Raw genomic sequence first — 21,833 nt, forward strand, 5'->3', positions numbered from 1 at the left:
CAGCCACATCCTGAAGCTCTGGTGCCATACGATTCGAGACAATTACATCGGCTTTAGTGGCCTTATTTAAGCAGCTTTAGCACGGTATGAAAACCGATAAACCCTGCTATTCCGGTTTGCCAGTATTTTCATACGTAATTATTCGACCGTGACCGATTTTGCGAGGTTACGAGGCTGATCCACGTCGGTCCCTTTCACCAAAGCAACATAGTAAGACAGTAACTGGAGCGGTACGGTATAAACAATGGGGGCAATAATTTCATCGCAATGACACACGTTTAATACCTTTAACGTGTCATCACCTTTAAACTCCGCATTTTTATCCGCAAATACGTACATCAAGCCTCCACGTGCACGTACTTCTTCCACGTTAGACTTCAATTTTTCTAACAACTCATTATTCGGTGCAACCACAATCACCGGCATGTCATCGTCAATTAATGCCAGCGGGCCATGCTTCAGCTCACCCGATGCATAAGCTTCAGCGTGGATATACGAAATCTCTTTCAGCTTAAGCGCACCTTCCATTGCAATTGGGAACTGATTACCACGGCCTAAGAAAATACTGTGTTCTTTATTCACAAATTCATGGGCCAAATTTTCAAGCTCATCGGCGAGTAAAACCGCCTCTTCAAGTTTTGCAGGGAGTGCCTGTAAAGCTCTCACAATGGAGCTTTGTTGCTGCTCTGACATACTCTGGTATTTGCCTAAGACCACCGTTAGCATTAGTAAACTGGTTAATTGCGTGGTAAAGGCTTTTGTCGATGCAACGCCTATTTCTGTACCAGCTCGTGTCATAAATGCCAAGTCCGATTCGCGAACCAAGGAAGATGTTTCAACATTACAAATGGTCAAGCTGCCTTTATAGCCAAGCTTTTTCGATAACCGCAAAGCCGCAAGTGTGTCCGCTGTTTCACCACTTTGTGAAATAGTGACAAGCAGTGTGTTAGGCTTCACATGAGATTGTCGATACCGAAATTCTGACGCAATTTCTACACTACAGGAAACATTCGCTAACGACTCCAGCCAATAGCTTGCTACCATGCCAGCGTGGTAGCTGGTACCGCAGGCAATAATTTTCACATGCTCAATATTTTTTAAAAGTTCACTTGCGTCTTTACCGAAAGCATCATCCAGCACCGTTTCATTAGAGATACGGCCTTCCATAGTGTTGCGTACAGCAATGGGTTGTTCATAAATTTCTTTCAGCATAAAGTGACGATACTGACCTTTACCTCCAGCATCGTAGGTACTATCTGACTCAACAACGTCACGCTCCACTGGTTGATTGCTTTGGTCAAAAATACTGATATCGGTTCGATTTATGTCAGCAACATCACCTTCTTCTAAATAGATAAATTTACGCGTAACTGGAAGCAACGCTAGCTGGTCAGATGCTACAAAGTTCTCTCCAATACCGACACCTATCACCAGCGGACTCCCTGAACGAGCGACCACTAGACGCTCTGGATTTCGCGTATCCATAACAACCGCACCGTAAGCCCCTTCCAGTTGGCGTACAGTTGCTTTTACTGCATGGAGTAAGTCATTGTGTGTTTTACGTTCATGGTGAATTAAATGAGCGATGACTTCGGTATCGGTCTGGCTATTGAATACGTAACCCAGAGCTTGTAATTGCTCGCGCAGCGCTTCATGATTTTCAATGATACCGTTGTGAACAACGGCTATTTCATTATCTGACAGGTGAGGATGGGCATTCGCCTCAGTGACACCACCATGTGTGGCCCAACGAGTATGAGCAATGCCTGCAATGCCATCTAGCGGGGTATCTTCAATGGCATTCGCCAGCTCCTGAACCTTGCCGGTACGCCGGGTGCTTTGCAGTTTTTGGTTTTTATCAATAATTGCAAGGCCCGCTGAATCATAACCACGATATTCCAGCCGTTTTAAGCCTTCCAGTAAAATGTCACTTACACGACGTTCTGAAGTCGCTCCTACAATACCACACATAATTTAACTTCTTTTTTATTTGTTATAAGTTCAAAAGTGAGCTGTCAAAATGTATTAATCATTCCCAAACAAATCACGTGTATAAACCTTATCAGCAACATCCTGAAGCTCTGGTGCCATACGGTTCGAGACAATTACGTCCGCTTCCGCTTTGAATCCCTCAAAGTCATTCACGACACGCGAGTTATAAAAGTGTTCTTCCTCAAGCACCGGCTCATAAACAATAACTTCAATGCCTTTGGCCTTAATGCGTTTCATCACGCCTTGTATGGCCGAGGCACGGAAGTTATCAGAGCCCTGTTTCATCACTAATCGATAAATACCCACCACTTTTGGCTTACGAGCAATAATACTGTCCGCAATAAAGTCCTTTCGGGTACGGTTTGCGTCGACCACAGCACGCATTATGTTCTGCGGCACGTCTTCGTAGTTGGCTAATAGCTGTTTGGTGTCTTTTGGTAAACAATAGCCACCATAACCAAAACTGGGATTATTGTAGTGGTCGCCAATACGAGGGTCTAAACTAACACCTTCAATAATTTGTCGAGTATCCAAACCATGCACTTCTGAATACGTATCTAACTCGTTAAAATAAGCCACCCGCATAGCCAGGTAAGTGTTCGCAAACAACTTAATGGCTTCGGCTTCCGTGCTGTCAGTAAACAGGGTTGAAACGTCTTTTTTAATAGCTCCCTGCTTTAAAAGGTCCGCAAAAGTCTCGGCGCGCTCAGAGCGCTCCCCTACAATAATACGCGAGGGGTAAAGGTTGTCGTAAAGAGCTTTCCCCTCGCGCAAGAACTCCGGCGAGAAAATAATGTTGTCAGTACCCATTTTCTCTTTCAGCATTTGGGTGTAACCGACTGGAATTGTCGACTTAATGACCATTACGGCATCCGGGTTTATTTGCTTCACCTGGGCTATAACCGCTTCTACACTATTGGTATTAAAGTAGTTAGTTTCGGAATCATAATCGGTGGGTGTGGCTATAACCACATATTCAGCATCACTGTAAGCCTCTTCAGGGCTTAGGGTTGCTCTTAAACTAAGCTTCTTTTCCGCAAGAAATTCAGATATTTCGTTGTCTTCAATGGGTGATTTCTTGCTGTTAATAAGGTCGACTTTCTCATCTATAATATCAACCGCATAAACTTCATTATGCTGAGCCAAAAGTACAGCATTTGATAAACCAACGTACCCAGTGCCTGCTACTGCTATTTTCATAAAATACCCAGTTGTTCGTTCTTATTATAAAAATTTAGACATTATAAAACTGCTTGTACCACTCAACCGTAAGCTTCATCCCCTCTGTCACCGGTGTTGACGGCCTATACCCCATATCGTTTTCTAACTCAGACACATCGGCATAAGTGGCTACAACATCCCCTGGCTGAATGGGCTGAAAGTCTTTTGGTATTTCAACGCCTGCCGCATTTTCAACAGCCTCTATAAAGGTCATCAGCTCAATAGGTTGGCTATTACCTATATTATAAATTTTATAAGGTGCCAAGGAGCTGGACGGGTCTGGCTGTTTAGCGTCCCATTCGCTGGTGACTTTGCACGGATTTTCAATAACGCGCACCACACCTTCAACAATGTCATCAATATAGGTGAAATCTCGCTTCATTTTACCGTTATTAAATACCTTAATGGTCTCGCCATTTAACGCGGCTTTGGTGAAAATAAAGGGCGCCATGTCGGGCCTGCCCCAGGGCCCATAAACAGTAAAAAACCGTAAACCGGTGCATTGTATGCCATACAAGTGCGCGTAAGTATGCGCCATAAGTTCGTTCGACTTTTTGGTGGCCGCATACAAACTGACCGGATGGTTTACACTATGCGAAGTTGAAAACGGCATTGTCTCATTTAAGCCATACACCGACGAGCTGGACGCGTAACTTAGGTTTTTAACGCCGTTGTGGCGGCAAGCCTCAAGCACATTCATAAAGCCAACAATGTTGGAGTCTATATAAGCATTGGGGTTTTCCAGTGAATACCGCACCCCCGCCTGAGCAGCCAGGTTACATACGGCGTCAAACTGCTCTTGTTCAAACAGGGCGTCTAATGTGGGCTTGTCTTCAAGTTTTAACTGCACAAAAGAATAGTCAGGGTATAAATCGGACTGAACCGTTACGCCGTATTCAATGCTACTTTGCTTTATACCGCTTTCTTGTAGGCGGCCATATTTTAGATTTACGTCGTAGTAGTCGGTAATGCTGTCCAGCCCCACCACTTGATGGCCCTGTTTAAGCAGCCTCACCACCGTGTAAAAACCGATAAAACCCGCTGTTCCGGTGACCAAAACTTTCATAAGCTACATTCCAAAATGGTCGTACCTAAGAAACTGTGAAATTGTTATACCGACTTAAAGTATCATTTAGCAACAAAGAAAGGGTTAAGATATTCTGCCTTTTGATTGTATAATAACGGCTCGCCGTCAACAGTCATGATTGAACCGCCCGCAGCATTTAACACAGCGTGAGCGGCGCCAGTGTCCCACTCGCAGGTTGGTCCTAAACGCGGATAGATATCGGCTTTGCCTTCAGCAACCAGACAAATCTTCAATGAACTCCCCATTGCGACCATTTCATATGGTTTTCCTAGCTGCTCGAGCCAGTCGGTGGTTTCTTGCGACGCGTGAGAGCGAGAGCCGACAATACGCAGGATATCCGGTTCATTCTGTTCCACGCTAATGGTCTCACCATTCAAGCTTGCGCCTTTGTTACGTGCTCCAACATACATGGCGTTCAACACGGGGGCATATACCACACCTAAAATCGGTTCACCGTTTTCAATCAAAGCGATATTCACAGTGAACTCACCGTTTCGCTTGATAAACTCTTTGGTGCCATCCAGCGGATCAACCAGCCAGTAGCGGCACCAGTGCTTGCGCTGCTCCCAGCTAATATCCGACGACTCTTCTGAAATAATTGGGTATTGAGTCTCCAGCTCTCGTAAGCCATCGCAAATCACGTTATGTGCAGACAAATCAGCCTTAGTCAGTGGGCTGTCGTCGCCTTTTCTCTGTACATCAAAGTCGTCACTTTCGTAGATTGCCATAATGGCATTTCCCGCATCACGCGCGATTTTCATTACATCTTCAAGCATGGACTATCCCTTTTCCTTTTAAATACTGCACCACTTGCTCGGCAGCTTCTTCAATACTCATTTCATCGGTTTTCAAATGCACTTCCGGTTGCTCTGGCGCCTCATAAGGCGAAGAAATACCGGTAAAGTGTGAAATATCGCCCACACGTGCTTTTTTATAAAGCCCTTTCGGGTCACGCTGCTCGCAGACTTCCAACGGCGTATCAACAAACACTTCAATAAAGCGTTCACCCGCTAATTCGCGCGCTTTTACCCGGTCTGCAATAAACGGCGAAATGAATGCTGTGCCAACAATCAGCCCGGCGTCTAAAAACAAGCGGCTGACTTCGGTAATTCGGCGGATGTTTTCAACACGGTCAGTATCATTAAAGCCCAAATCTTTATTAAGGCCATGCCGAACGTTATCGCCATCAAGTAAGTAGGTGTGGCAGCCGAGTTCAAATAGCTTACGATCAACGGCATTGGCAATGGTAGATTTACCTGAGCCACTTAGCCCCGTATACCACAGCAAAACCGGTTGGTGTTTTTTCTGCGCCACACGATCATCATGTAACACGGCGGCATCATGCCAAACAATATTATCAGTCATAGTTTAAGGTCTTAAAACGGAAACACGAGAGGAATGAGCCATAAGCTCATTGCGATATAAGTAATAGCAACCGGCAGGCCGGCAAGAATAAAATGTTTCAAACGGTAATGAGTGGCGTTAAACACCATCAAATTAGTCTGATAACCATAGGGAGTCATAAAGCTGGCTGAGGCTGCGAAAGCGACGCCCATTATCATCGGAAAAGGGTCAACGCCCATACCTAGCGACAGCGAATAAGCCACCGGAAACATCAAAGCTGCCGCCGCGTTATTGGTCACCAGTTCGGTCAACAGGTAGGTAATTAAGAACACACCGGCAAAGGTCAGAAAAACGCCCTGCCCGGCTAAGGTTATTGAGGCAAAGTCACTCACCGCTGAAGAAAGCCCGGTCGACTGCATGGCGGTTGCCAGACACAATGCACTAGTGACTATCAGCCATATCTCCACCGGAAAGCGGCGTTTTATCTCATTTAACCGCAGGCAGCCCGTTGCTAATAATACTGCCAATAAAAACAACACGCCCATAAACAACGAAGCACCGCTGACTACTGTGGCGGCTATCATGCCGACAAAACCCCAAAGCGTGAGCTTTTCGCGCCAGCCGCTCAGCATATTCTCGGGTTTTACCCCACTCAGCAGGTAAAAGTTTTTCGTTAAGTTGGTGCGGGCAGAAAAATCCGGCCCGGTCGCCAGCAACAAAATATCACCGGCACGTAAGCGCACATAGCCTAAACGTCCGCTAATGCGTTCCCCCTCACGGCGCACAGCAACAACGGCCGCATCAAAGCGTGCCCGAAACCCGGTATCCCGCAATGTTTGACCGGATAGAACCGATTCCGACTTGATCACCACTTCGGTCAGCTGGTGAGTTTCCAGCCCTTTTTGCTCGGCAAACAACTCCAGTCCCGGAAACTGCTTCAGTACCTTCACCTTGCTGACATCGCCGGTAAAAATCAGTTTATCGCCAGCCTGAAGCACGTCGTAACGCGCGACCGGCCTCAGGGTTTGATCGTCACGGTGCAGCTCCGCCAGAAACAGCTCTTCCAGATGACGTAAACCGGCGCCTTCTACGGTTTTTCCGACTAAAGGGGAGTCAGCTGCCAGCTCGGCTTCAACAAAATAGTCAGCACCGGCTGAGGTTTCCTCTTTGATATTGGGCAAAAACCAACTGACAACGTAAAGCACCAATAATCCGGCACCCAGTACACCCGCACCAACCAGAGTAAAATCAAAAAAAGCAAAGCCGCTGTGGCCGGTTTCGGTGAATAAGCTGTTGACGATCAGATTAGTAGACGTACCAATTAAGGTGAGCGTACCGCCCATAATAGCAGCGTAGGAAAGGGGAATAAGCAGTTTAGACGCTGCGACAAAACGGTTTCGCCGTACCGAATTCAACAAAGCCGCAACCACTGCAGTATTATTTAATAACGAGGAAGCTAATGCACTAAAGCCCATCACTCGCCAGGTGGTACCGGCAACCGACGGGCTAAATAAGTAACGCGACAGGGTTCGCAGTAAGCTGGTTTTTTCTAATGCGTAGGAAATGAGTACCAGCATAACCAAGGTGGCTAAGCCCGGGTTAGCAGCGTTATCCAGCAGCGCATCTTGACCAACCCAACCTGTTGCCAAACAAACTAACATGGCCCCGGCAAAAATCATTGCAGAGCGTTCCTGATAGCGGATCAATAACGCTACCATTAACAGCATTAGCAAAATGAGACCTAGGCCGGCTAACGTCATTGAAGCTCCATGCATGTAGCCTGACACTTGTGTCAGGTGAGATATAGGACCTGACGTAAAACGTCAGGTTACTTCAACAAATCCTTCGCTTCCCAGTGTGGGAAGTGTTTGCGAACTAATGCATTCAGTTCTATCTCAAACTCACTGTATTCGTGTTTCTGAGTTTCGCCTTCAGCAGAATCCGATAACGCCTGTTCAATCATGCCCGCACCAACGGTCATATTCGTCATACGGTCAATGACAATAAAAGCACCGGTTTTCGGGTTGCTTTGGTAGTCATCAAACATCACTTTTTCAGTAACGCGAACGTCCACTTCGCCAATTTCGTTGAGCTCCAGCTTCCCGGCTTTGTGCTCAGCAAAGGTATTCACATCTATGCGATGCTGCACTTCCTCGAATTCACCCGTAGTCAGCTTGCTGTTGAACTTTAGATAATACTCGCGGTGCGTTTGCAGTGCATCTTCATTCATCCACACCAACTTAGCGCGGAATCGACTGGATACGTTTGGCAGCGAGTCTTTCTTCACAATCATATCGCCGCGGCTGATATCAATTTCGTCGTTCAGCGTCAGCGTCACCGCTGCAGGCGCTAAGGCTTTTTCATGTTCACCTTCAAAAGTCACAATCGACTTAATGGTAGAGATTTTTCCTGAAGGCAGAACCCGAATAGTATCGCCAACCGCAATGTCACCCGAGGTAATGGTACCGGCAAAGCCACGGAAGTCTGAATTCGGACGGTTCACATACTGTACCGGAAAGCGGAATTCAGCACTGTCGGCTTCGCGCTCAATGGACATACTTTCCAGATATTCCATTAACGGTGAGCCTCGGAACCAGCTCAACTTTTCGCTTGGGTTCACAACGTTGTCGCCTCGCAGCGCCGAAATTGGCACAAAACGAATATCTGGTATATCCAGCGAACCGGCCATTTCCAGGTAGTCGGCCTGAATTTGCTTGTAGGTGTCCTGCGAATAGTCCACCAAATCCATTTTGTTAACGGCAACAACTACGTGTTTTATGCCCAGCAATGAGCAAATAAAGCTATGGCGGCGCGTTTGGGTCTGCACACCTTTGCTGGCATCCACTAAAATCACTGCAACATCGCAGGTTGACGCGCCAGTTGCCATATTACGCGTATACTGCTCGTGGCCGGGGGTATCGGCAATAATAAACTTACGCTTATCCGTAGAGAAGTAACGGTAGGCTACGTCAATGGTAATGCCCTGCTCACGCTCAGACTGTAAACCGTCAACCAGCAGTGCCAGGTCAACTTCGTCTCCCTGAGTACCGGACTTTTTCGAATCTTCGGTAATGGCTGCTAACTGATCTTCAAAAATCATTTTACTGTCGTGTAGCAAACGACCAATTAAGGTACTTTTGCCGTCATCGACGCTACCGCAGGTAATAAAGCGGAGCAGCTCTTTATTCTCGTGCTGCTTCAGGTACGCTAAAATATCTTGTTCAATTAAAGGAGACGCATGGCTCATTAGAAGTAGCCCTCCATTTTTTTCTTTTCCATAGATCCGGCACTGTCACGGTCAATCACGCGGCCCTGACGCTCAGAGGTCGTAGTTAGCAGCATTTCCTGAATAATTTCCGGCAAGGTGCCCGCATCAGACTCAATCGCACCGGTTAGCGGGTAACAACCTAACGTACGGAAGCGCACCATCTTCATTTCGGGCGTTTCGCCTTCCTCTAGTGGCATGCGGTCGTCGTCGACCATAATTAAAGTGCCGTCACGTTCAACCACCGGGCGCTCTTTCGCAAAATACAGAGACGGGATATCAATGTTTTCTAGATAGATGTATTGCCAGATATCCAGCTCGGTCCAGTTAGACAGCGGGAATACCCGAATGCTTTCGCCTTTGCTCACTTTACCGTTAAAAATATTCCACAGCTCGGGGCGCTGGTTTTTCGGGTCCCAGCGGTGGTTTTTATCACGGAAGGAGTACACACGCTCTTTCGCACGGGACTTTTCTTCGTCACGACGGGCGCCACCAAAAGCGGCGTCGAACTGGTATTTGTTCAACGCCTGTTTTAATGCCTGAGTTTTCATTACATCGGTATGCAAGGCACTGCCGTGGGAGAAAGGGCCAATGCCTTTTTCAACGCCTTCAGCGTTAATATGCTCCAGCAACTCAAAGCCGTGCTTTTTCGCCATACTGTCACGAAACTCAATCATTTCGCGAAACTTCCATGTAGTGTTCACATGCATTAACGGAAACGGAATTTTCCCCGGTGCAAAGGCCTTACGAGCCAGATGCAATAATACCGATGAGTCTTTACCCACCGAATACAGCATTACCGGGTTATCAAATTCCGCGGCGACTTCACGGAAAATATGGATGGATTCATATTCTAACGCTTTTAAGTGCGTTAACTTCTCTTCGCTGATCATTGGTTTCCCATCTTGTCTAAGCGTAAATTATTAATCATTGCCGAATAGGTCGCGAGTATACACTTTCTCGGTAACATCTTGAAGTTCGGGAGCCATGCGGTTCGAGACAATCACATCTGCTTCAGCTTTAAACGTCTCAAAGTCATTAACCACACGCGAATTATAGAATTGGTCGTCTTCTAGCACCGGTTCATAAACAATCACTTCAATGCCTTTCGCTTTTATGCGTTTCATAACGCCCTGAATTGCCGAAGCACGGAAATTGTCGGAACCTTGCTTCATCACTAAGCGATAAATACCCACGACCTTTGGTCTACGAGCAATAATGCTGTCCGCAATAAAGTCTTTACGGGTACGGTTGGCATCGACCACCGCACGCATCATGTTTTGAGGTACGTCTTGGTAGTTGGCTAATAACTGCTTGGTGTCTTTGGGTAAGCAATAACCACCGTAACCGAAGCTCGGGTTATTGTAATGGTCACCAATACGCGGGTCCAAACCGACCCCCTCTATAATTTGACGTGTATCTAACCCGTGCATCTCAGCGTAGGTGTCTAATTCATTAAAGTAAGCAACCCGCATCGCTAAATAGGTATTAGCAAACAACTTAATGGCTTCGGCTTCAGTACTGTCAGTAAAAAGAGTGGGAACGTCTTTTTTAATCGCGCCTTCTTTTAAAAGTTCTGCAAACACCTCAGCTCGCTTCGAGCGTTCTCCAACAATAATCCGAGATGGATACAGATTGTCATAAAGCGCCTTCCCTTCGCGCAAAAACTCCGGCGAGAAAATGACGTTATCGGTCCCCATTTTCTCTTTCAGCATTTGGGTATACCCCACAGGTATCGTCGACTTTATGACCATAACAGCATCAGGGTTAATTTGGTTAACCTGAGCAATAACTGCTTCTACGCTGCTGGTGTTAAAATAGTTGGTTTCCGGGTCGTAGTCGGTAGGTGTAGCAATGACTACATAGTCAGCGTTAGCGTAAGCTTCTTCGGGACTCAAAGTCGCTTTTAAGTGCAACTTACGATCACGCAGAAACTCAGTAATTTCATTATCTTCTATGGGCGATTGGTCCGAATTAATTAAGTCAACTTTATCTTTTACTATATCGACTGCTACAACCTCGTTTTGCTGTGCAAGCAATACTGCATTCGATAAACCTACATACCCTGTTCCGGCAACTGCTATCTTCATAACAACAACGTCCTATGTATTATTTTTGTGCCTGCAAAAGTACATCTTTGATAACAGTACAAACCTTTTCTATTTCACTAGCCGTTAACGTCGGATGCACCAGAAACATTAAGCTAGTCTCACCTAGCTCTTTAGCAACAGGGAGTCGCTGCTCAGGTCGATAGCCCGTTCCATCGAACGCTTTTTCTAAATACACTTCAGAGCACGAGCCTTGCATGCACGGAACACCCCGCTCAACTATCTCATTGACTATACGGTCTCGTGTCCAACCGTCTGCCAAGTTTTCAGATTGAACAAAGCAGTAATGCTTATAGCAAGCATGCTCCATGTATTCAGGTACGGCCGGTGTCCGAACACAGTTAAACTCACTACATGCCTCTTTAATGGTTGCCGCATTCTTTTGACGCTTTTCTGTCCATTCAGGCATACGTGTCAGTTGTATACGACCGATAGCAGCCTGCACTTCTGTCATACGCCAATTCGTCCCAAAGCTTTCATGTAACCAACGAAACCCAGGTGGGTGCTCACGCTCGTAAACTGCTTCATAACTTTTACCATGGTCTTTATATGACCACATTTTGCGCCAAAGAACTTCGTCATTTGTCGTAACCATACCGCCTTCGCCGCCGGTGGTCATAATTTTATCTTGACAAAACGACCACGCCCCGACATGTCCAATACTGCCGACTGACCAGCCTTTATATTTCGCGCCATGCGCTTGGGCACAATCTTCGATCACATAAAAATCATGCAACTGCGCTAATTCCATTATCGGATCCATATCCGCGGGTCGCCCTGCTAAGTGCACAACAATAACCGCTTTAGTTCTTTTTGTAATAGCCCCTTTTATGGTTGAAGCTTCAATATTTTGACTATCGCGATCAATATCGACAAATACTGGCGTTGCTCCTGCTGTCACTACAGACGACACAGATGCTAAAAAGGTACGAGGTGTAACTATAACTTCATCACCTTTCCCTACTCCCAGCGCAATCAGCGCTAAATCTAATGCTTGCGTCCCATTACCTAGTGCAACAGCGTATTTAGAGTCCGCAAAGTCTGCAAACTCTTTTTCAAAGTTTCGTCCTTCCCGACCTGTCCAATAATTAATTTTATTAGAAAGTATGACTTGTGAAGCGGCATCAGCTTCTTCTTTAGTAAAAGAAGGCCAGGGGGAAAATGGTGTGTTTAACATACTGTGCTCTTATTATTTAAAAACGGTTTGCCAGATATAACCAATGTCTTTCTTTAGAGACCAATTTTTCATATACTCTAGGTTTATTCGGACTTTATCTGGGAAAATCACTTCTCTATTGTACTTTTCAGGATCACTTTGAGCAGCTAGCAGCTCTTCCTCATCTCTGTATTTCAACGTAGCCGGGCCGGTAATACCAGGGCGAAGTTTCAGAACCTCACGTTCTTCACCTGTAAGCCTATCTGCAAAACCGGGGACGTCGGGACGGGGTCCAACGAAGCTCATTTGTCCAATTAATACATTCCACAACTGTGGCAACTCATCAATCTTCGTACGACGAAAAAAAACACCAAGCTTTGTAATTCTCGGGTCACCTCGCAAGGTCACAGTCGTCCCGGAAAGTGTCGTTGGTCGCATTGTCTTTATCTTGATTACTTTGAACTTCTCCCCGTTTTTGCCAACACGAGTTTGAATAAAAAAACCATTAGACTTAGTGTCTATAGATGCAGCTACCCATGCTAAAAAAATCAACCACCAAGTAAAAAGTAAACCAATAAGTGAGACTATAAAGTCAAAAACTCTCTTTTTCATTTAAAGCCTTGTAATTTAATGTGAGCGAGTAATCTCTCGAAGCTTTCCATACTTACTCTCGAGTTTATCAAGTTCCTTTTTTATTTTTATCGCGTCATAATCAGCATTCAAGTCTGCTTTTTTGTAGCTAAATTTATCAGGTAATGGAAATTTTTTACTTATACTTAACCCATGTTTTTCACACGCTTCAACAACTCTAGCTATTTCCTTACAAGGGTTCTCGCAAAGCGCCTCATAAGAAATTGACAACATTTTATTACTACATTCGGCATCATCAAGTCTTTTGTTTAACCAGTACACTTGTGAGGCTACAGCAAAATGCTCAGACTCTTTTTCAGCTCCTTCGCATTCCTTTGGTTTTACAGAGAACCAACTGGATTCGCCTTGCCGTAAAGACTTTAAAATTGAAAGAGCGTTAGCAACAGGTTCTCGGTGCAAACGAATAAAAACAGAACCAGGAAATGCATTGTCTACTCTGTCTGGGACTAAAGAATGTCCTAAATATGCAGTAATAAAAGGAGCCTTTCTATTCCCAAAGAAAGTCACCACTTTTCTTAAGTACTTCGCGCGCTTATTCATTTTTTTTAAAGAAGGAGTAGACTTAAGATCTTCAGATAAGTCGCACCCCAGCCACCAACTCCAAAAAACCATACCTTCCGCTGGACCGTCTATTCCCGAAACAAAGCCATGTTGAGACGTGAAGTCAGACTTATGATGTGAAGCTCGTTTAGACGATAAGTAGCCCCCAAGAATAGGAAGTTGATACAAAAGGTTCCAAATATTAGACAAATAATTAACAGATAATCCGTGGCATATAGACTGATAAGTAAGGGTTGAGCCACTTCTTGGGAGAGCAAAAATAAAAATAGCAGGAGTCGTATCTTTATTCATATTTGCAAACAATAAGAATGGCCATTCGAAAACCCGTAAAAGCCTTAGTGGCAACTTCTGTATCAGCCTAGCAATTCGAACGGCTCGAGACTGTCGTTTATCCATCAAACATTAACCCTTTGACATTGCCTACTAATTTCTTCTTGTTTGAGAAGAATCGAAGCTTTTTGGAATGCCTTATAAGGAACTTTGCCTATTATATATCTGAATGGATAACTACAGCTAATTAATACCTTTAGCCAGGGAGCGTATATAACATTCAAAGTTGAGTAAGCTTTTCTGAAGCCAAATTTGGATTCTAAAAAATCGTGAATTTGAGTATCATGACTTAGACTTCTCGCGCCATCAGATACATAGTCAAAACCTCTACTTTCTAAGTAGTACCTGTTCATTTCAAAAAATAGAGCATAAGAAGAATATCTCTTCAAAGAGTTAGGTTCAAACCAAATCGTATTGTAAAAGCATGCTCCCGATTCAACGAAGTTTTCACTAAAAGATACGAGTTTATCATTTGCCAAATCTCTAACTTCCCAGAATTCAGTCTCTGCGGGAAGAGCCTTTACAGCCTCGAGAAACTCATTATAACTAAACTTCCTCTCATGCGTTGAGTATCTACTAAAAGCACTTTCGTAAACTTGATACCCTTCTAACAAGATAATTTCCCGTGATACCGGTTGGCACTTAAACCGCTTTAGCCCCCTTCTCACTTTGCTTCTAGTGTTACTGCTCAAGCTTTCTAAGTCTGTACCTCCAGACTTAACCACATGCCACCAAGGCGTTTCACTATTCTCATCAAAACTCGTTTCCCATCGAGCAAAAGATACTCTCTTATCTCTTAATAAAAGCTTTACTTTACTTACTTCTAGGCATTTAGCTTTAAAAGGAGGAGATAACGGGAAAGCACCATTTTGACTAATCCGAAATTTAACTCCATCCAATAAGACTGTCGAGTAACCAATCAATATTGACTCCGTACCATAAAATGATTCCAGTTTAAAATATCCGTATTAATTAATTGACGGTTCTATTACTTCTTTAAGCTTGAGCGCAAACCGATTTTTACTAAACCCATCAGGTTTTACTGGACTCGAAACACTTGATATAAATCCATTCTCTATTTGAAAAAACGTATCGACTAAATCTTTTACTACAGGATTAACCTGAATTCCAAATCCACTCTCTTCAACCCACTTAGAGACAGACGTTTTATTCCCGCAAATAGCCATGACTCTGCAGCCAGAAGCAGCATATGATGAAGACTTGCTAGGGAATGCGAAACGAGTCACTTCATCAAGGATTGGTAGTATCGCCCATTGATGCTCAGCTACTAAGTTATTCGCTGAAGAAGGTTTCAGATAGCCATGATAAGTAACTCTTTCGTACTCCTTACTTAAACTTTCGATCTCGGGCGAATACACGCCTTTACCAATAAAGGTAAAATTGAGCTTTCCGCCATTATTTAAGTATGCCTTTATTGCGTTTAAAAGCACTGGAATTTGTTGAACGCGACCTGCATTTCCACAAAATACAAAGTTTTTACTTTTCTTTATTCCCTTAATATCTCTCGGTAAATCAAAAGCCGGATTATCAATTATATTAATTGGCCTACCTGTATTTGAGGTTTTCTTTAAATATTCCACCATCTCATCTGAAAGGGTGATGATGCGACTTGCATTTCTTAACGTAATATTGTCTAACCAGCGAAGTAAATAAAAAGAGAGTTTATTCATCGGGTTAACAAGATCAGTAATTTCAGGATGAACATCCTGAACATGATATGTGAAGCTCGCACGAAACGTTTTAGCGTATAAGCAAACCAATAGCGGTATTAAAATCGGCGGATTGGTCGAAACATAAACATGTCTAGGTCTCCCTCGAATCAACGAAAAAAAGACAAACGGAGCAAAAAGTAATGTGTCCAAAACTCTCCTACTTACGCTACTAGAAGAGTTTGAGTAACTTTTTGAGTAAAAAAAACTAACGTTATTTCCTCTTTTAGCTTTCTCCAACTCTCTCTCTATATCAGCGTTAGACTGTGTTATAACACACACTTTTTTCTTGCTACCTGAAAAAAACTCAGCAAGCTTCAGCTTAGCCTCTCCAAGCATTTCATTTTCAGGCCAAAAAGAACGGTTAATAATCGCTAGATCATACTTTTTTTTAAACATTACCAATCGTACCGACTAAAAGAATCCATGTTTTTCCAGTGCGGCGTTAATTTCGCAGTGCCAGTAATTAAACGCACGACTCGCTCTGACGTGTTTCTAATTTTATATTCCTCAGGAATTTCACGTTCTGCTCCAGAAAAGACATCACGAGAGCAGGTAACTATGCGAACTCCGTCAACTAGCATTTGCTTATCCAAGCCTGTTAATGCTATAGCGCCTGTGTCAAGCGCTTCAGGGCGTTCAATGGAACGGCGTAACGTCACTGCTGGAAAATTCAGAATAGAAGATTCTTCGCTTATGGTCCCGCTATCAGAAATAGCGCAAAAAGCATCCATTTGCAGTTTGTTGTAATCAAAAAAGCCAAAAGGTTTCAAGAACTGGATACCTTCTAAGTCCTCAGTTAATCCGAGCTTTTCTAGCCTATTTCGCGTTCTAGGATGCGTAGAGACAACGACGGGGTAGCCATAGGTTTCATATAAAGAGCTTAAGCACTCAAAGACTTTCTTGAGGTTTTCTTTACTGTCAACGTTCTCTTCTCTATGAACGCTAACAATAAAGTATCTATTCTTCTCAAGCTTTAGGGTATCCAAAATATTAGACTTCTGAATTGAAGGTAATACGTGCTCTAAAACCTCTCGCATCGGCGAACCGGTAAGGTAAATAAAGCGATGGGAGAGCCCTTCACTTAGAAGATGCCTTCTTGCGTGCTCTGTATAAACCAGGTTGAAGTCGGCCAAATGATCAACCAGTTTACGATTAATCTCTTCTGGTACGTTAGCGTCAAAGCTTCGGTTACCCGCTTCCATATGGTACGTAGGTACCTTCATTCGTTTCGCCATCATAGTGGCTACAGCACTATTGGTATCGCCTAAAACCAAGACCGCATCAGGCTTCTCCTCAAGAATAACCTGTTCCGTCTTTATTAAAATTTCACCAAGACTTTTACCTAAAGAGGAGGTATCAACATTTAGAAAATGATCGGGCTGACGTACACCAAGCTCTTCAAAAAAGACATCGTTCAATTCATAGTCGTAGTTTTGACCCGTATGAACAACTTTATGATCCACTACTTGGTCTAGCGCTGCCATAACGCGAGACAGACGTATTATTTCTGGGCGTGTACCCAGAATAGTCATTACTTTTAATTTTTTCATGAAAGCTCTACCGGTGCGTAGTAAGTGTCAGGATTATCACGATCAAATATCTCATTCGCCCAGAGCATCACAACCATTTCGTCATCGCCGACGTTGGTAATGTCATGACTCCAGCCGGGAGCGGTTTCAACTATTTCGGGCCTATCGCCACTTGTAAAAAGTTCGTGGTATTCGTTAGTTACCATATGACGAAAGCCAAAGTGTGCCTTCCCCTTTATAACCAGGAATTTTTCATTTTTTGTGTGGTGATAGTGCCCACCTCTGGTCACTCCCGGATGAGCTGTAAAGAACGAGAATTGTCCAGAGTCTTTCGTTTTTAGCATTTCGACAAAAACACCGCGCTCATCACCGTGTTTAGCCACTTCGTATGAAAAGCGTTCTTTGGGTAAATAGCTAACATAAGTTGAATACAGCTTGCGGGTAAAACCGTCACCGACTTTCTCTGTAACTAAGGTATCACGACTCTTTTTGAAGAGATTTAAAAGGTCAGCTATACCTCCCACCGTTTCTTCATAAATAGGCAGCACTTGACTAGGCTCACCTACGGTTTCAACTTTTTTCTCGTCTAAAACCAAGCTACGTGCAGCTTTAGCGAACTCATTCACTACGTCATCAATGTAAACAAGCTTTACGTTGGCATTAGCGTCATTGACTTGTATGGGCAGGTCACGAGCTATATTGTGACAAAAGGTTGCTACCATAGAGTTATAGTTTGGTTTACACCATTTCCCGAAAACGTTGGCTAATCTATAAACTTTTGTAGGAACACCATTAGCCTCTGCATAACCCATGACTAACTCTTCGGCTTGTCGCTTACTTTTACCATAAGCATTGTCACGCTCAACCTGAATAGACGAACTATAGATGACAGGCAAGGGTTTAGGTTGAGCGCTTAACGCATTTAGTAACTGTTCCGTAAAGTCAGTATTCCCCTCGAAGAATTCACTTTCTTTTTCAGGTCGGTTTACACCAGCTAAATGCAGAACGCAGTCAACGTCTTTTAATAAATCTTTAAGTTCCGACACTTTATGATCTTTCGTGAACTTAACGTACTCTATATCTTCTATTTCATCGATATGAGCAGTCAGGTTCTTACCGACAAAGCCGTTGGCGCCAGTAATCAATACCTTCATAGCTAACCTTCTGGATTAATATATTCGCCGTTTGCAAACGCACGCATGAAAGGAAGTTTATTCAACAGCTGTTTCATTCCCTCAACATCTAACCGTTCCGTATTATGGGAGTTATAGTCTTCAACCTGCTCTATTCTATTATCGCCCTGGTCAACATACTTAGAATAGTTGAGGTCACGAAGATCCGGCGGTACACGGTAGTAGTCACCCATATCCTCTGCGCAAACCATCTCTTCTCTTGATAAAAGAGCCTCGAAAAGCTTTTCACCATGACGCGTACCCAAAACTTCAATTTTATGCTCATGTTTACGAACAAAGGACAAAACCGCTTTCGCTAAAGTTTCAATAGTCGCAGCTGGAGCCTTCTGAACGAAAATATCACCGTTAGTACCGTGTTCGAATGCGTATAAGACAAGATCAACAGCATCGTCTAAGGTCATCATGAAACGCGTCATATTAGGGTCTGTTATCGTAATCGGCTTCCCGCCTCTAATTTGATCAACAAAAAGAGGAATTACTGAGCCACGTGAGGCCATAACGTTTCCATAGCGAGTTCCGCAAATAACGGTCTTGTTCTCATCTACGTTACGCGATTTAGCGACCATGACTTTTTCCATCATGGCTTTTGAAATACCCATTGCGTTAATAGGGTAAACAGCTTTATCGGTACTTAAACAGACAACTCGCTTTACTTCATTTTGAATGGCTGCTTCAAGAACATTTTCAGTGCCTATAACATTTGTCTTTACCGCTTCCATTGGGTGAAATTCACAGGACGGCACCTGCTTTAGAGCCGCCGCATGATAGATGAAGTCAACACCTCGACTGGCATTTAAAACACTTTGGTAATCCCGAACATCACCTATGTAAAACTTCAACTTTGGATGGTTGTAAGCCTTACGCATATCATCTTGTTTTTTCTCGTCTCGGCTGAAAATTCGTATTTCAGCGATATCAGTATCAAGAAACCTGCGCAAAACCGCATTACCAAAAGACCCTGTTCCGCCCGTTATGAGGAGGGTTTTATTTTGAAACATTAAAAATTCACCTATAAATAACTTTGAAACCCTGAACTAACATATACGGTTAAGCTACCTCATAGCTTAACCACTGAATCAGTTCGTCGACATCCGTTACCTGTTTAATACGGTCATCCCAAAGTGATGGAAATTGTTCATGAAACGACTTGCTATCGTCCGAATCGAAAAGTAGAGCGCAGGACAAACTGCCCGAGTATAGAGCTTCTAGCAATACTGTAGACTTCCTAGCCAAAATCACATTACCTGATATAGCTTGACTAAAGTCGTCAATAATATTTTCAGGAGGCAAACCTAGCTCGATGTAATCATCTTTTGAGTCTAACGGATGCAACTTTAGATACACGTCTATTCCGTTTTCAAGTAAAAGAGATAGTATCATGAGGTTAATGTCCTTTCCTCTAGATTCAGGGAAAAACACAACCCTTGTCTCTACGTTTTCCTTTTCAACCTGACGCCCCAGAAGTTTTTGTACAATCTCTGGAGAATAAATGAAGGTTTGATCGAAGTTTTTATAAATATCTTCATAATACTTTTTTGTAGCCTGTGAATAGCAGTAGAATGTGTCTCCAACCACTCCTCGCGGCAATTGAATTGCATACTCTAAACCATGCGGGTAACAAACCAGTTTAATACCTTTTTCCTTGCAGATGGTTTGTTCTGATAACGCGAAGCGATCTTCCTTGTTACCGGTTACTACTACACTAGGGTTATAAAGATTAAGAAGTTCCGAAAAGTACGAAGTAAAATTCACCTTGTGAGCAAACCGGGGAATGTATAACTTTATCGCGCTAAAAGCGTCGCGTAATGGCAAGTAATTTGACACCTCGCTACTAAGCTTGGGGAAGTCCTTGAAAAAAATAGAAAAAGATCTAAGAAAGGCTATCAACCGATGCTTAAGCGGTAAATTATAAATATTATTTTGCTCTACCTTGCTGAAGGGCTTCTCAGAGAAAAAAGTTACAGCCTCCTTTGTCAGGAAGCGTAATTTATTGGAAGTAGCAAACGTTCTAGCAACGCAGATTTTCGTTTCACATTTAGCGTGTTTATCCACTTTTCTAGGAAATATAAAAAGAATAAAAGAATAAATAGCAGTTACAGTCAATAAAGCTGGGAATGCTACTAACCACCATAACAGTAGGCTTAATGCTTTTGACGTCCCCTTATACTGCCGTCCAGAGCGTGCACCATAATATAAAGTAAGTTCATTTATGTAGTCACTCAGCTGTTCTTCCTTTGGCACTTTCAACTACTCTCGCTCTAGGCTCATTAAAGATTCCATATTTCTAGTAGCACAAATGCCATTTTCAGCTACCCATGATTCCCAGCCCTTTACTTCACTCCAGCCACTTAAAAAGACAAAGTCTAAACCGACAAATTTAGCTGCCTTAAAGTCATACTTGCTATCACCAATAAAAAGAGCAGGTGTAAGAATGTTGCCGTTTTCTAATTCTCTAGTCAAAATATCTTCCTTGGTATCCGGACTACCAAAGATGCCAGCATCAAACCAATCACTGAGACCTCGCATCTGGAAGATCTCCCTTAACTCCGCCTGATCCCCTCCCGACACAATTAGCCAACGGGTATGGGGTGTTTTATTGCGGAGCCTTTCCAAGGCCGGTGCAATAGCGCAATTTTGCAACCCCACCTGAACGTTAGCTGCATAATCCGTTAGTAGTTCTTTAAGGGCAGTTTCAGAGGGCTTTTTGACAATGTAATCTAAAAAGTAGGAAAATTTCTTGTAACGTGACACTCCACCGTTCTTTACATGATACTCAACCAGTTCATCTGCTGCTCTCTCTCCATATGAAAGAGCTGCTCTATAAAATGACTCGGTTTTTACCTTGTTCGAGTCGAGAACAACGCCGTCGCAATCAAATACCAGTGTCGAATAGCTTGTTATATTAAGTTCCATTACTGTGGATTATTCCTAAGAGCATTCTCAACTTTTGCAACATCACTCGGTATATCTACAGCTAAACTACCCGGTTTTGTTTCTATCATCTTAACTTTTTTACCAAGCTCTAAGAAACGCAGTATTTCAATATCTTCGCTTTTCTCCAGCTCGCTTTTTCGACCAAACTCCCTGAAAGCACGCAAGTCTTCTTTGGTAAAGGCATAAATACAAACTTGCTTTTTATATTTTACTGGAGCATTTTTAGGGTCTTTAAAGCCCGGTAAAGCTGCGCGCGACATATACACTAACTCATTTTTCTCATTCATTATTACTTTTGGGATGTTCACACTGTGAGGATCTTCATTTTCCGATAGCCAGCTAAACCCATTAATAATGGCGCTAATATCATTAATTTTGGCATCCCTTACCTTTAATATATCCTCCGGATCAACTAACGGCTCGTCACCTTGCACGTTTAGAAAAATGTCTGCGTCAATTTGCATAGCAGCTTCGGCTAAACGGTCCGTTCCCGTTAACGCTTCATTGGAAGTCATTACAGCCTGAAAACCAAACTCTTTTACTACATCAGCTATTCTTTCATCTTCTGTCGCAACATAAACGTTCTCTCGGCCAACTGCCTTTTCAGAGAGTTCAGCTACCCATACAATCATAGATTTACCTAAAAGCTTAACAAGAGGCTTACCTGGGTATCGACTCGAGCTAAAACGAGCAGGAATTAGAACAACACTTCGCATACAAATATTACCT

General features: G+C 43.5%; 20 protein-coding genes. All 20 read right to left on the reverse strand.

The features are described from left to right. Positions 1 to 138: 138 nt before the first annotated feature. Complete coding sequence (gene glmS, locus RJ32_RS01260) at positions 139 to 1,971, reverse strand: glutamine--fructose-6-phosphate transaminase (isomerizing) (protein WP_034818414.1); 1,833 nt, start codon at positions 1,969 to 1,971, stop codon at positions 139 to 141. A 54-nt stretch (positions 1,972 to 2,025) separates the two neighbouring features. Continuing rightward, positions 2,026 to 3,192, reverse strand: a complete 1,167-nt coding sequence (locus tag RJ32_RS01265) for a nucleotide sugar dehydrogenase (RefSeq protein WP_034818415.1) — start codon at positions 3,190 to 3,192, stop codon at positions 2,026 to 2,028. A gap of 34 nt (positions 3,193 to 3,226) precedes the next feature. Beyond that, the gene (locus RJ32_RS01270) at positions 3,227 to 4,279 is read right to left on the reverse strand and encodes an NAD-dependent epimerase (protein WP_034818416.1); all 1,053 of its coding nucleotides are present in this window, start codon (positions 4,277 to 4,279) and stop codon (positions 3,227 to 3,229) included. A 62-nt stretch (positions 4,280 to 4,341) separates the two neighbouring features. Further along, on the reverse strand, positions 4,342 to 5,076 hold the full coding sequence (cysQ, locus tag RJ32_RS01275) for a 3'(2'),5'-bisphosphate nucleotidase CysQ (RefSeq protein ID WP_034818417.1): 735 nt from the start codon (positions 5,074 to 5,076) through the stop codon (positions 4,342 to 4,344). Continuing rightward, a complete protein-coding gene (gene cysC / locus RJ32_RS01280) occupies positions 5,069 to 5,665 on the reverse strand; it encodes an adenylyl-sulfate kinase (protein WP_034818418.1) in 597 nt (198 codons plus the stop codon). Before cysC ends, cysQ begins: the two co-directional genes overlap by 8 nt. A gap of 11 nt (positions 5,666 to 5,676) precedes the next feature. Next, entirely contained in the window at positions 5,677 to 7,404 is a 1,728-nt protein-coding gene (locus RJ32_RS01285) for an SLC13 family permease (protein WP_034818419.1), read from the reverse strand. A 68-nt stretch (positions 7,405 to 7,472) separates the two neighbouring features. After that, positions 7,473 to 8,891 carry a sulfate adenylyltransferase subunit CysN gene (cysN, locus tag RJ32_RS01290; protein WP_034818420.1) on the reverse strand — a complete coding sequence of 473 codons (1,419 nt, stop codon included), beginning with the start codon at positions 8,889 to 8,891 and terminating at the stop codon, positions 7,473 to 7,475. Further along, on the reverse strand, positions 8,891 to 9,802 hold the full coding sequence (gene cysD, locus RJ32_RS01295; RefSeq protein WP_034818421.1) for a sulfate adenylyltransferase subunit CysD: 912 nt from the start codon (positions 9,800 to 9,802) through the stop codon (positions 8,891 to 8,893). The genes cysN and cysD overlap by 1 nt, the downstream gene beginning before the upstream one ends. Positions 9,803 to 9,832: 30 nt before the next feature. Next, positions 9,833 to 10,999, reverse strand: a complete 1,167-nt coding sequence (locus RJ32_RS01300; RefSeq protein ID WP_034818422.1) for a nucleotide sugar dehydrogenase — start codon at positions 10,997 to 10,999, stop codon at positions 9,833 to 9,835. 19 nt (positions 11,000 to 11,018) lie between these two features. Beyond that, positions 11,019 to 12,194, reverse strand: a complete 1,176-nt coding sequence (locus tag RJ32_RS01305; protein WP_034818423.1) for a DegT/DnrJ/EryC1/StrS aminotransferase family protein — start codon at positions 12,192 to 12,194, stop codon at positions 11,019 to 11,021. 12 nt (positions 12,195 to 12,206) lie between these two features. Then, positions 12,207 to 12,785: a sugar transferase gene (locus RJ32_RS01310; protein ID WP_082815423.1), complete on the reverse strand. Its 579-nt coding sequence runs from the start codon at positions 12,783 to 12,785 to the stop codon at positions 12,207 to 12,209. Between the two features lie 15 nt (positions 12,786 to 12,800). After that, positions 12,801 to 13,781, reverse strand: a complete 981-nt coding sequence (locus RJ32_RS01315; RefSeq protein ID WP_034818424.1) for a sulfotransferase — start codon at positions 13,779 to 13,781, stop codon at positions 12,801 to 12,803. Further along, positions 13,781 to 14,638, reverse strand: coding sequence for a hypothetical protein (locus tag RJ32_RS01320; protein ID WP_034818425.1), 858 nt, complete (start codon positions 14,636 to 14,638; stop codon positions 13,781 to 13,783). The genes RJ32_RS01315 and RJ32_RS01320 overlap by 1 nt, the downstream gene beginning before the upstream one ends. A 45-nt stretch (positions 14,639 to 14,683) precedes the next feature. Then, complete coding sequence (locus RJ32_RS01325) at positions 14,684 to 15,844, reverse strand: glycosyltransferase (protein WP_034818426.1); 1,161 nt, start codon at positions 15,842 to 15,844, stop codon at positions 14,684 to 14,686. Next, positions 15,844 to 16,998, reverse strand: coding sequence for a non-hydrolyzing UDP-N-acetylglucosamine 2-epimerase (gene wecB, locus RJ32_RS01330; RefSeq protein WP_034818427.1), 1,155 nt, complete (start codon positions 16,996 to 16,998; stop codon positions 15,844 to 15,846). Before wecB ends, RJ32_RS01325 begins: the two co-directional genes overlap by 1 nt. Next, complete coding sequence (locus RJ32_RS01335; protein WP_034818428.1) at positions 16,995 to 18,131, reverse strand: NAD-dependent epimerase/dehydratase family protein; 1,137 nt, start codon at positions 18,129 to 18,131, stop codon at positions 16,995 to 16,997. The genes wecB and RJ32_RS01335 overlap by 4 nt, the downstream gene beginning before the upstream one ends. A gap of 2 nt (positions 18,132 to 18,133) precedes the next feature. Beyond that, entirely contained in the window at positions 18,134 to 19,168 is a 1,035-nt protein-coding gene (locus RJ32_RS01340; protein ID WP_034818429.1) for a polysaccharide biosynthesis protein, read from the reverse strand. A 49-nt stretch (positions 19,169 to 19,217) separates the two neighbouring features. Beyond that, positions 19,218 to 20,411 carry a hypothetical protein gene (locus RJ32_RS01345; RefSeq protein WP_145914802.1) on the reverse strand — a complete coding sequence of 398 codons (1,194 nt, stop codon included), beginning with the start codon at positions 20,409 to 20,411 and terminating at the stop codon, positions 19,218 to 19,220. Between the two features lie 6 nt (positions 20,412 to 20,417). Further along, the gene (locus RJ32_RS01350; protein WP_034818431.1) at positions 20,418 to 21,083 is read right to left on the reverse strand and encodes an HAD family hydrolase; all 666 of its coding nucleotides are present in this window, start codon (positions 21,081 to 21,083) and stop codon (positions 20,418 to 20,420) included. After that, positions 21,083 to 21,820 (reverse strand): 3-deoxy-manno-octulosonate cytidylyltransferase, encoded by a 738-nt coding sequence (locus tag RJ32_RS01355; protein WP_034818432.1) that lies wholly within the window; start codon positions 21,818 to 21,820, stop codon positions 21,083 to 21,085. Before RJ32_RS01355 ends, RJ32_RS01350 begins: the two co-directional genes overlap by 1 nt. Positions 21,821 to 21,833: the final 13 nt, after the last annotated feature.

This window comes from Idiomarina sp. 28-8 (assembly GCF_000320945.2).
GTDB classification, from domain to species: Bacteria; Pseudomonadota; Gammaproteobacteria; order Enterobacterales; family Alteromonadaceae; genus Idiomarina; species Idiomarina loihiensis.

What these genes read in the sequence shown, in the direction of transcription:
- glmS (WP_034818414.1), bottom strand. Translation starts at nt 1,971, where the DNA reads ATGTGTGGTATTGTAGGAGCGACTTCAGAACGTCGTGTAAGTGACATT.
- RJ32_RS01265 (WP_034818415.1), bottom strand. Translation starts at nt 3,192, where the DNA reads ATGAAAATAGCAGTAGCAGGCACTGGGTACGTTGGTTTATCAAATGCT.
- RJ32_RS01270 (WP_034818416.1), bottom strand. Translation starts at nt 4,279, where the DNA reads ATGAAAGTTTTGGTCACCGGAACAGCGGGTTTTATCGGTTTTTACACG.
- cysQ (WP_034818417.1), bottom strand. Translation starts at nt 5,076, where the DNA reads ATGCTTGAAGATGTAATGAAAATCGCGCGTGATGCGGGAAATGCCATT.
- cysC (WP_034818418.1), bottom strand. Translation starts at nt 5,665, where the DNA reads ATGACTGATAATATTGTTTGGCATGATGCCGCCGTGTTACATGATGAT.
- RJ32_RS01285 (WP_034818419.1), bottom strand. Translation starts at nt 7,404, where the DNA reads ATGACGTTAGCCGGCCTAGGTCTCATTTTGCTAATGCTGTTAATGGTA.
- cysN (WP_034818420.1), bottom strand. Translation starts at nt 8,891, where the DNA reads ATGAGCCATGCGTCTCCTTTAATTGAACAAGATATTTTAGCGTACCTG.
- cysD (WP_034818421.1), bottom strand. Translation starts at nt 9,802, where the DNA reads ATGATCAGCGAAGAGAAGTTAACGCACTTAAAAGCGTTAGAATATGAA.
- RJ32_RS01300 (WP_034818422.1), bottom strand. Translation starts at nt 10,999, where the DNA reads ATGAAGATAGCAGTTGCCGGAACAGGGTATGTAGGTTTATCGAATGCA.
- RJ32_RS01305 (WP_034818423.1), bottom strand. Translation starts at nt 12,194, where the DNA reads ATGTTAAACACACCATTTTCCCCCTGGCCTTCTTTTACTAAAGAAGAA.
- RJ32_RS01310 (WP_082815423.1), bottom strand. Translation starts at nt 12,785, where the DNA reads ATGAAAAAGAGAGTTTTTGACTTTATAGTCTCACTTATTGGTTTACTT.
- RJ32_RS01315 (WP_034818424.1), bottom strand. Translation starts at nt 13,781, where the DNA reads ATGGATAAACGACAGTCTCGAGCCGTTCGAATTGCTAGGCTGATACAG.
- RJ32_RS01325 (WP_034818426.1), bottom strand. Translation starts at nt 15,844, where the DNA reads ATGTTTAAAAAAAAGTATGATCTAGCGATTATTAACCGTTCTTTTTGG.
- wecB (WP_034818427.1), bottom strand. Translation starts at nt 16,998, where the DNA reads ATGAAAAAATTAAAAGTAATGACTATTCTGGGTACACGCCCAGAAATA.
- RJ32_RS01335 (WP_034818428.1), bottom strand. Translation starts at nt 18,131, where the DNA reads ATGAAGGTATTGATTACTGGCGCCAACGGCTTTGTCGGTAAGAACCTG.
- RJ32_RS01340 (WP_034818429.1), bottom strand. Translation starts at nt 19,168, where the DNA reads ATGTTTCAAAATAAAACCCTCCTCATAACGGGCGGAACAGGGTCTTTT.
- RJ32_RS01350 (WP_034818431.1), bottom strand. Translation starts at nt 21,083, where the DNA reads ATGGAACTTAATATAACAAGCTATTCGACACTGGTATTTGATTGCGAC.
- RJ32_RS01355 (WP_034818432.1), bottom strand. Translation starts at nt 21,820, where the DNA reads ATGCGAAGTGTTGTTCTAATTCCTGCTCGTTTTAGCTCGAGTCGATAC.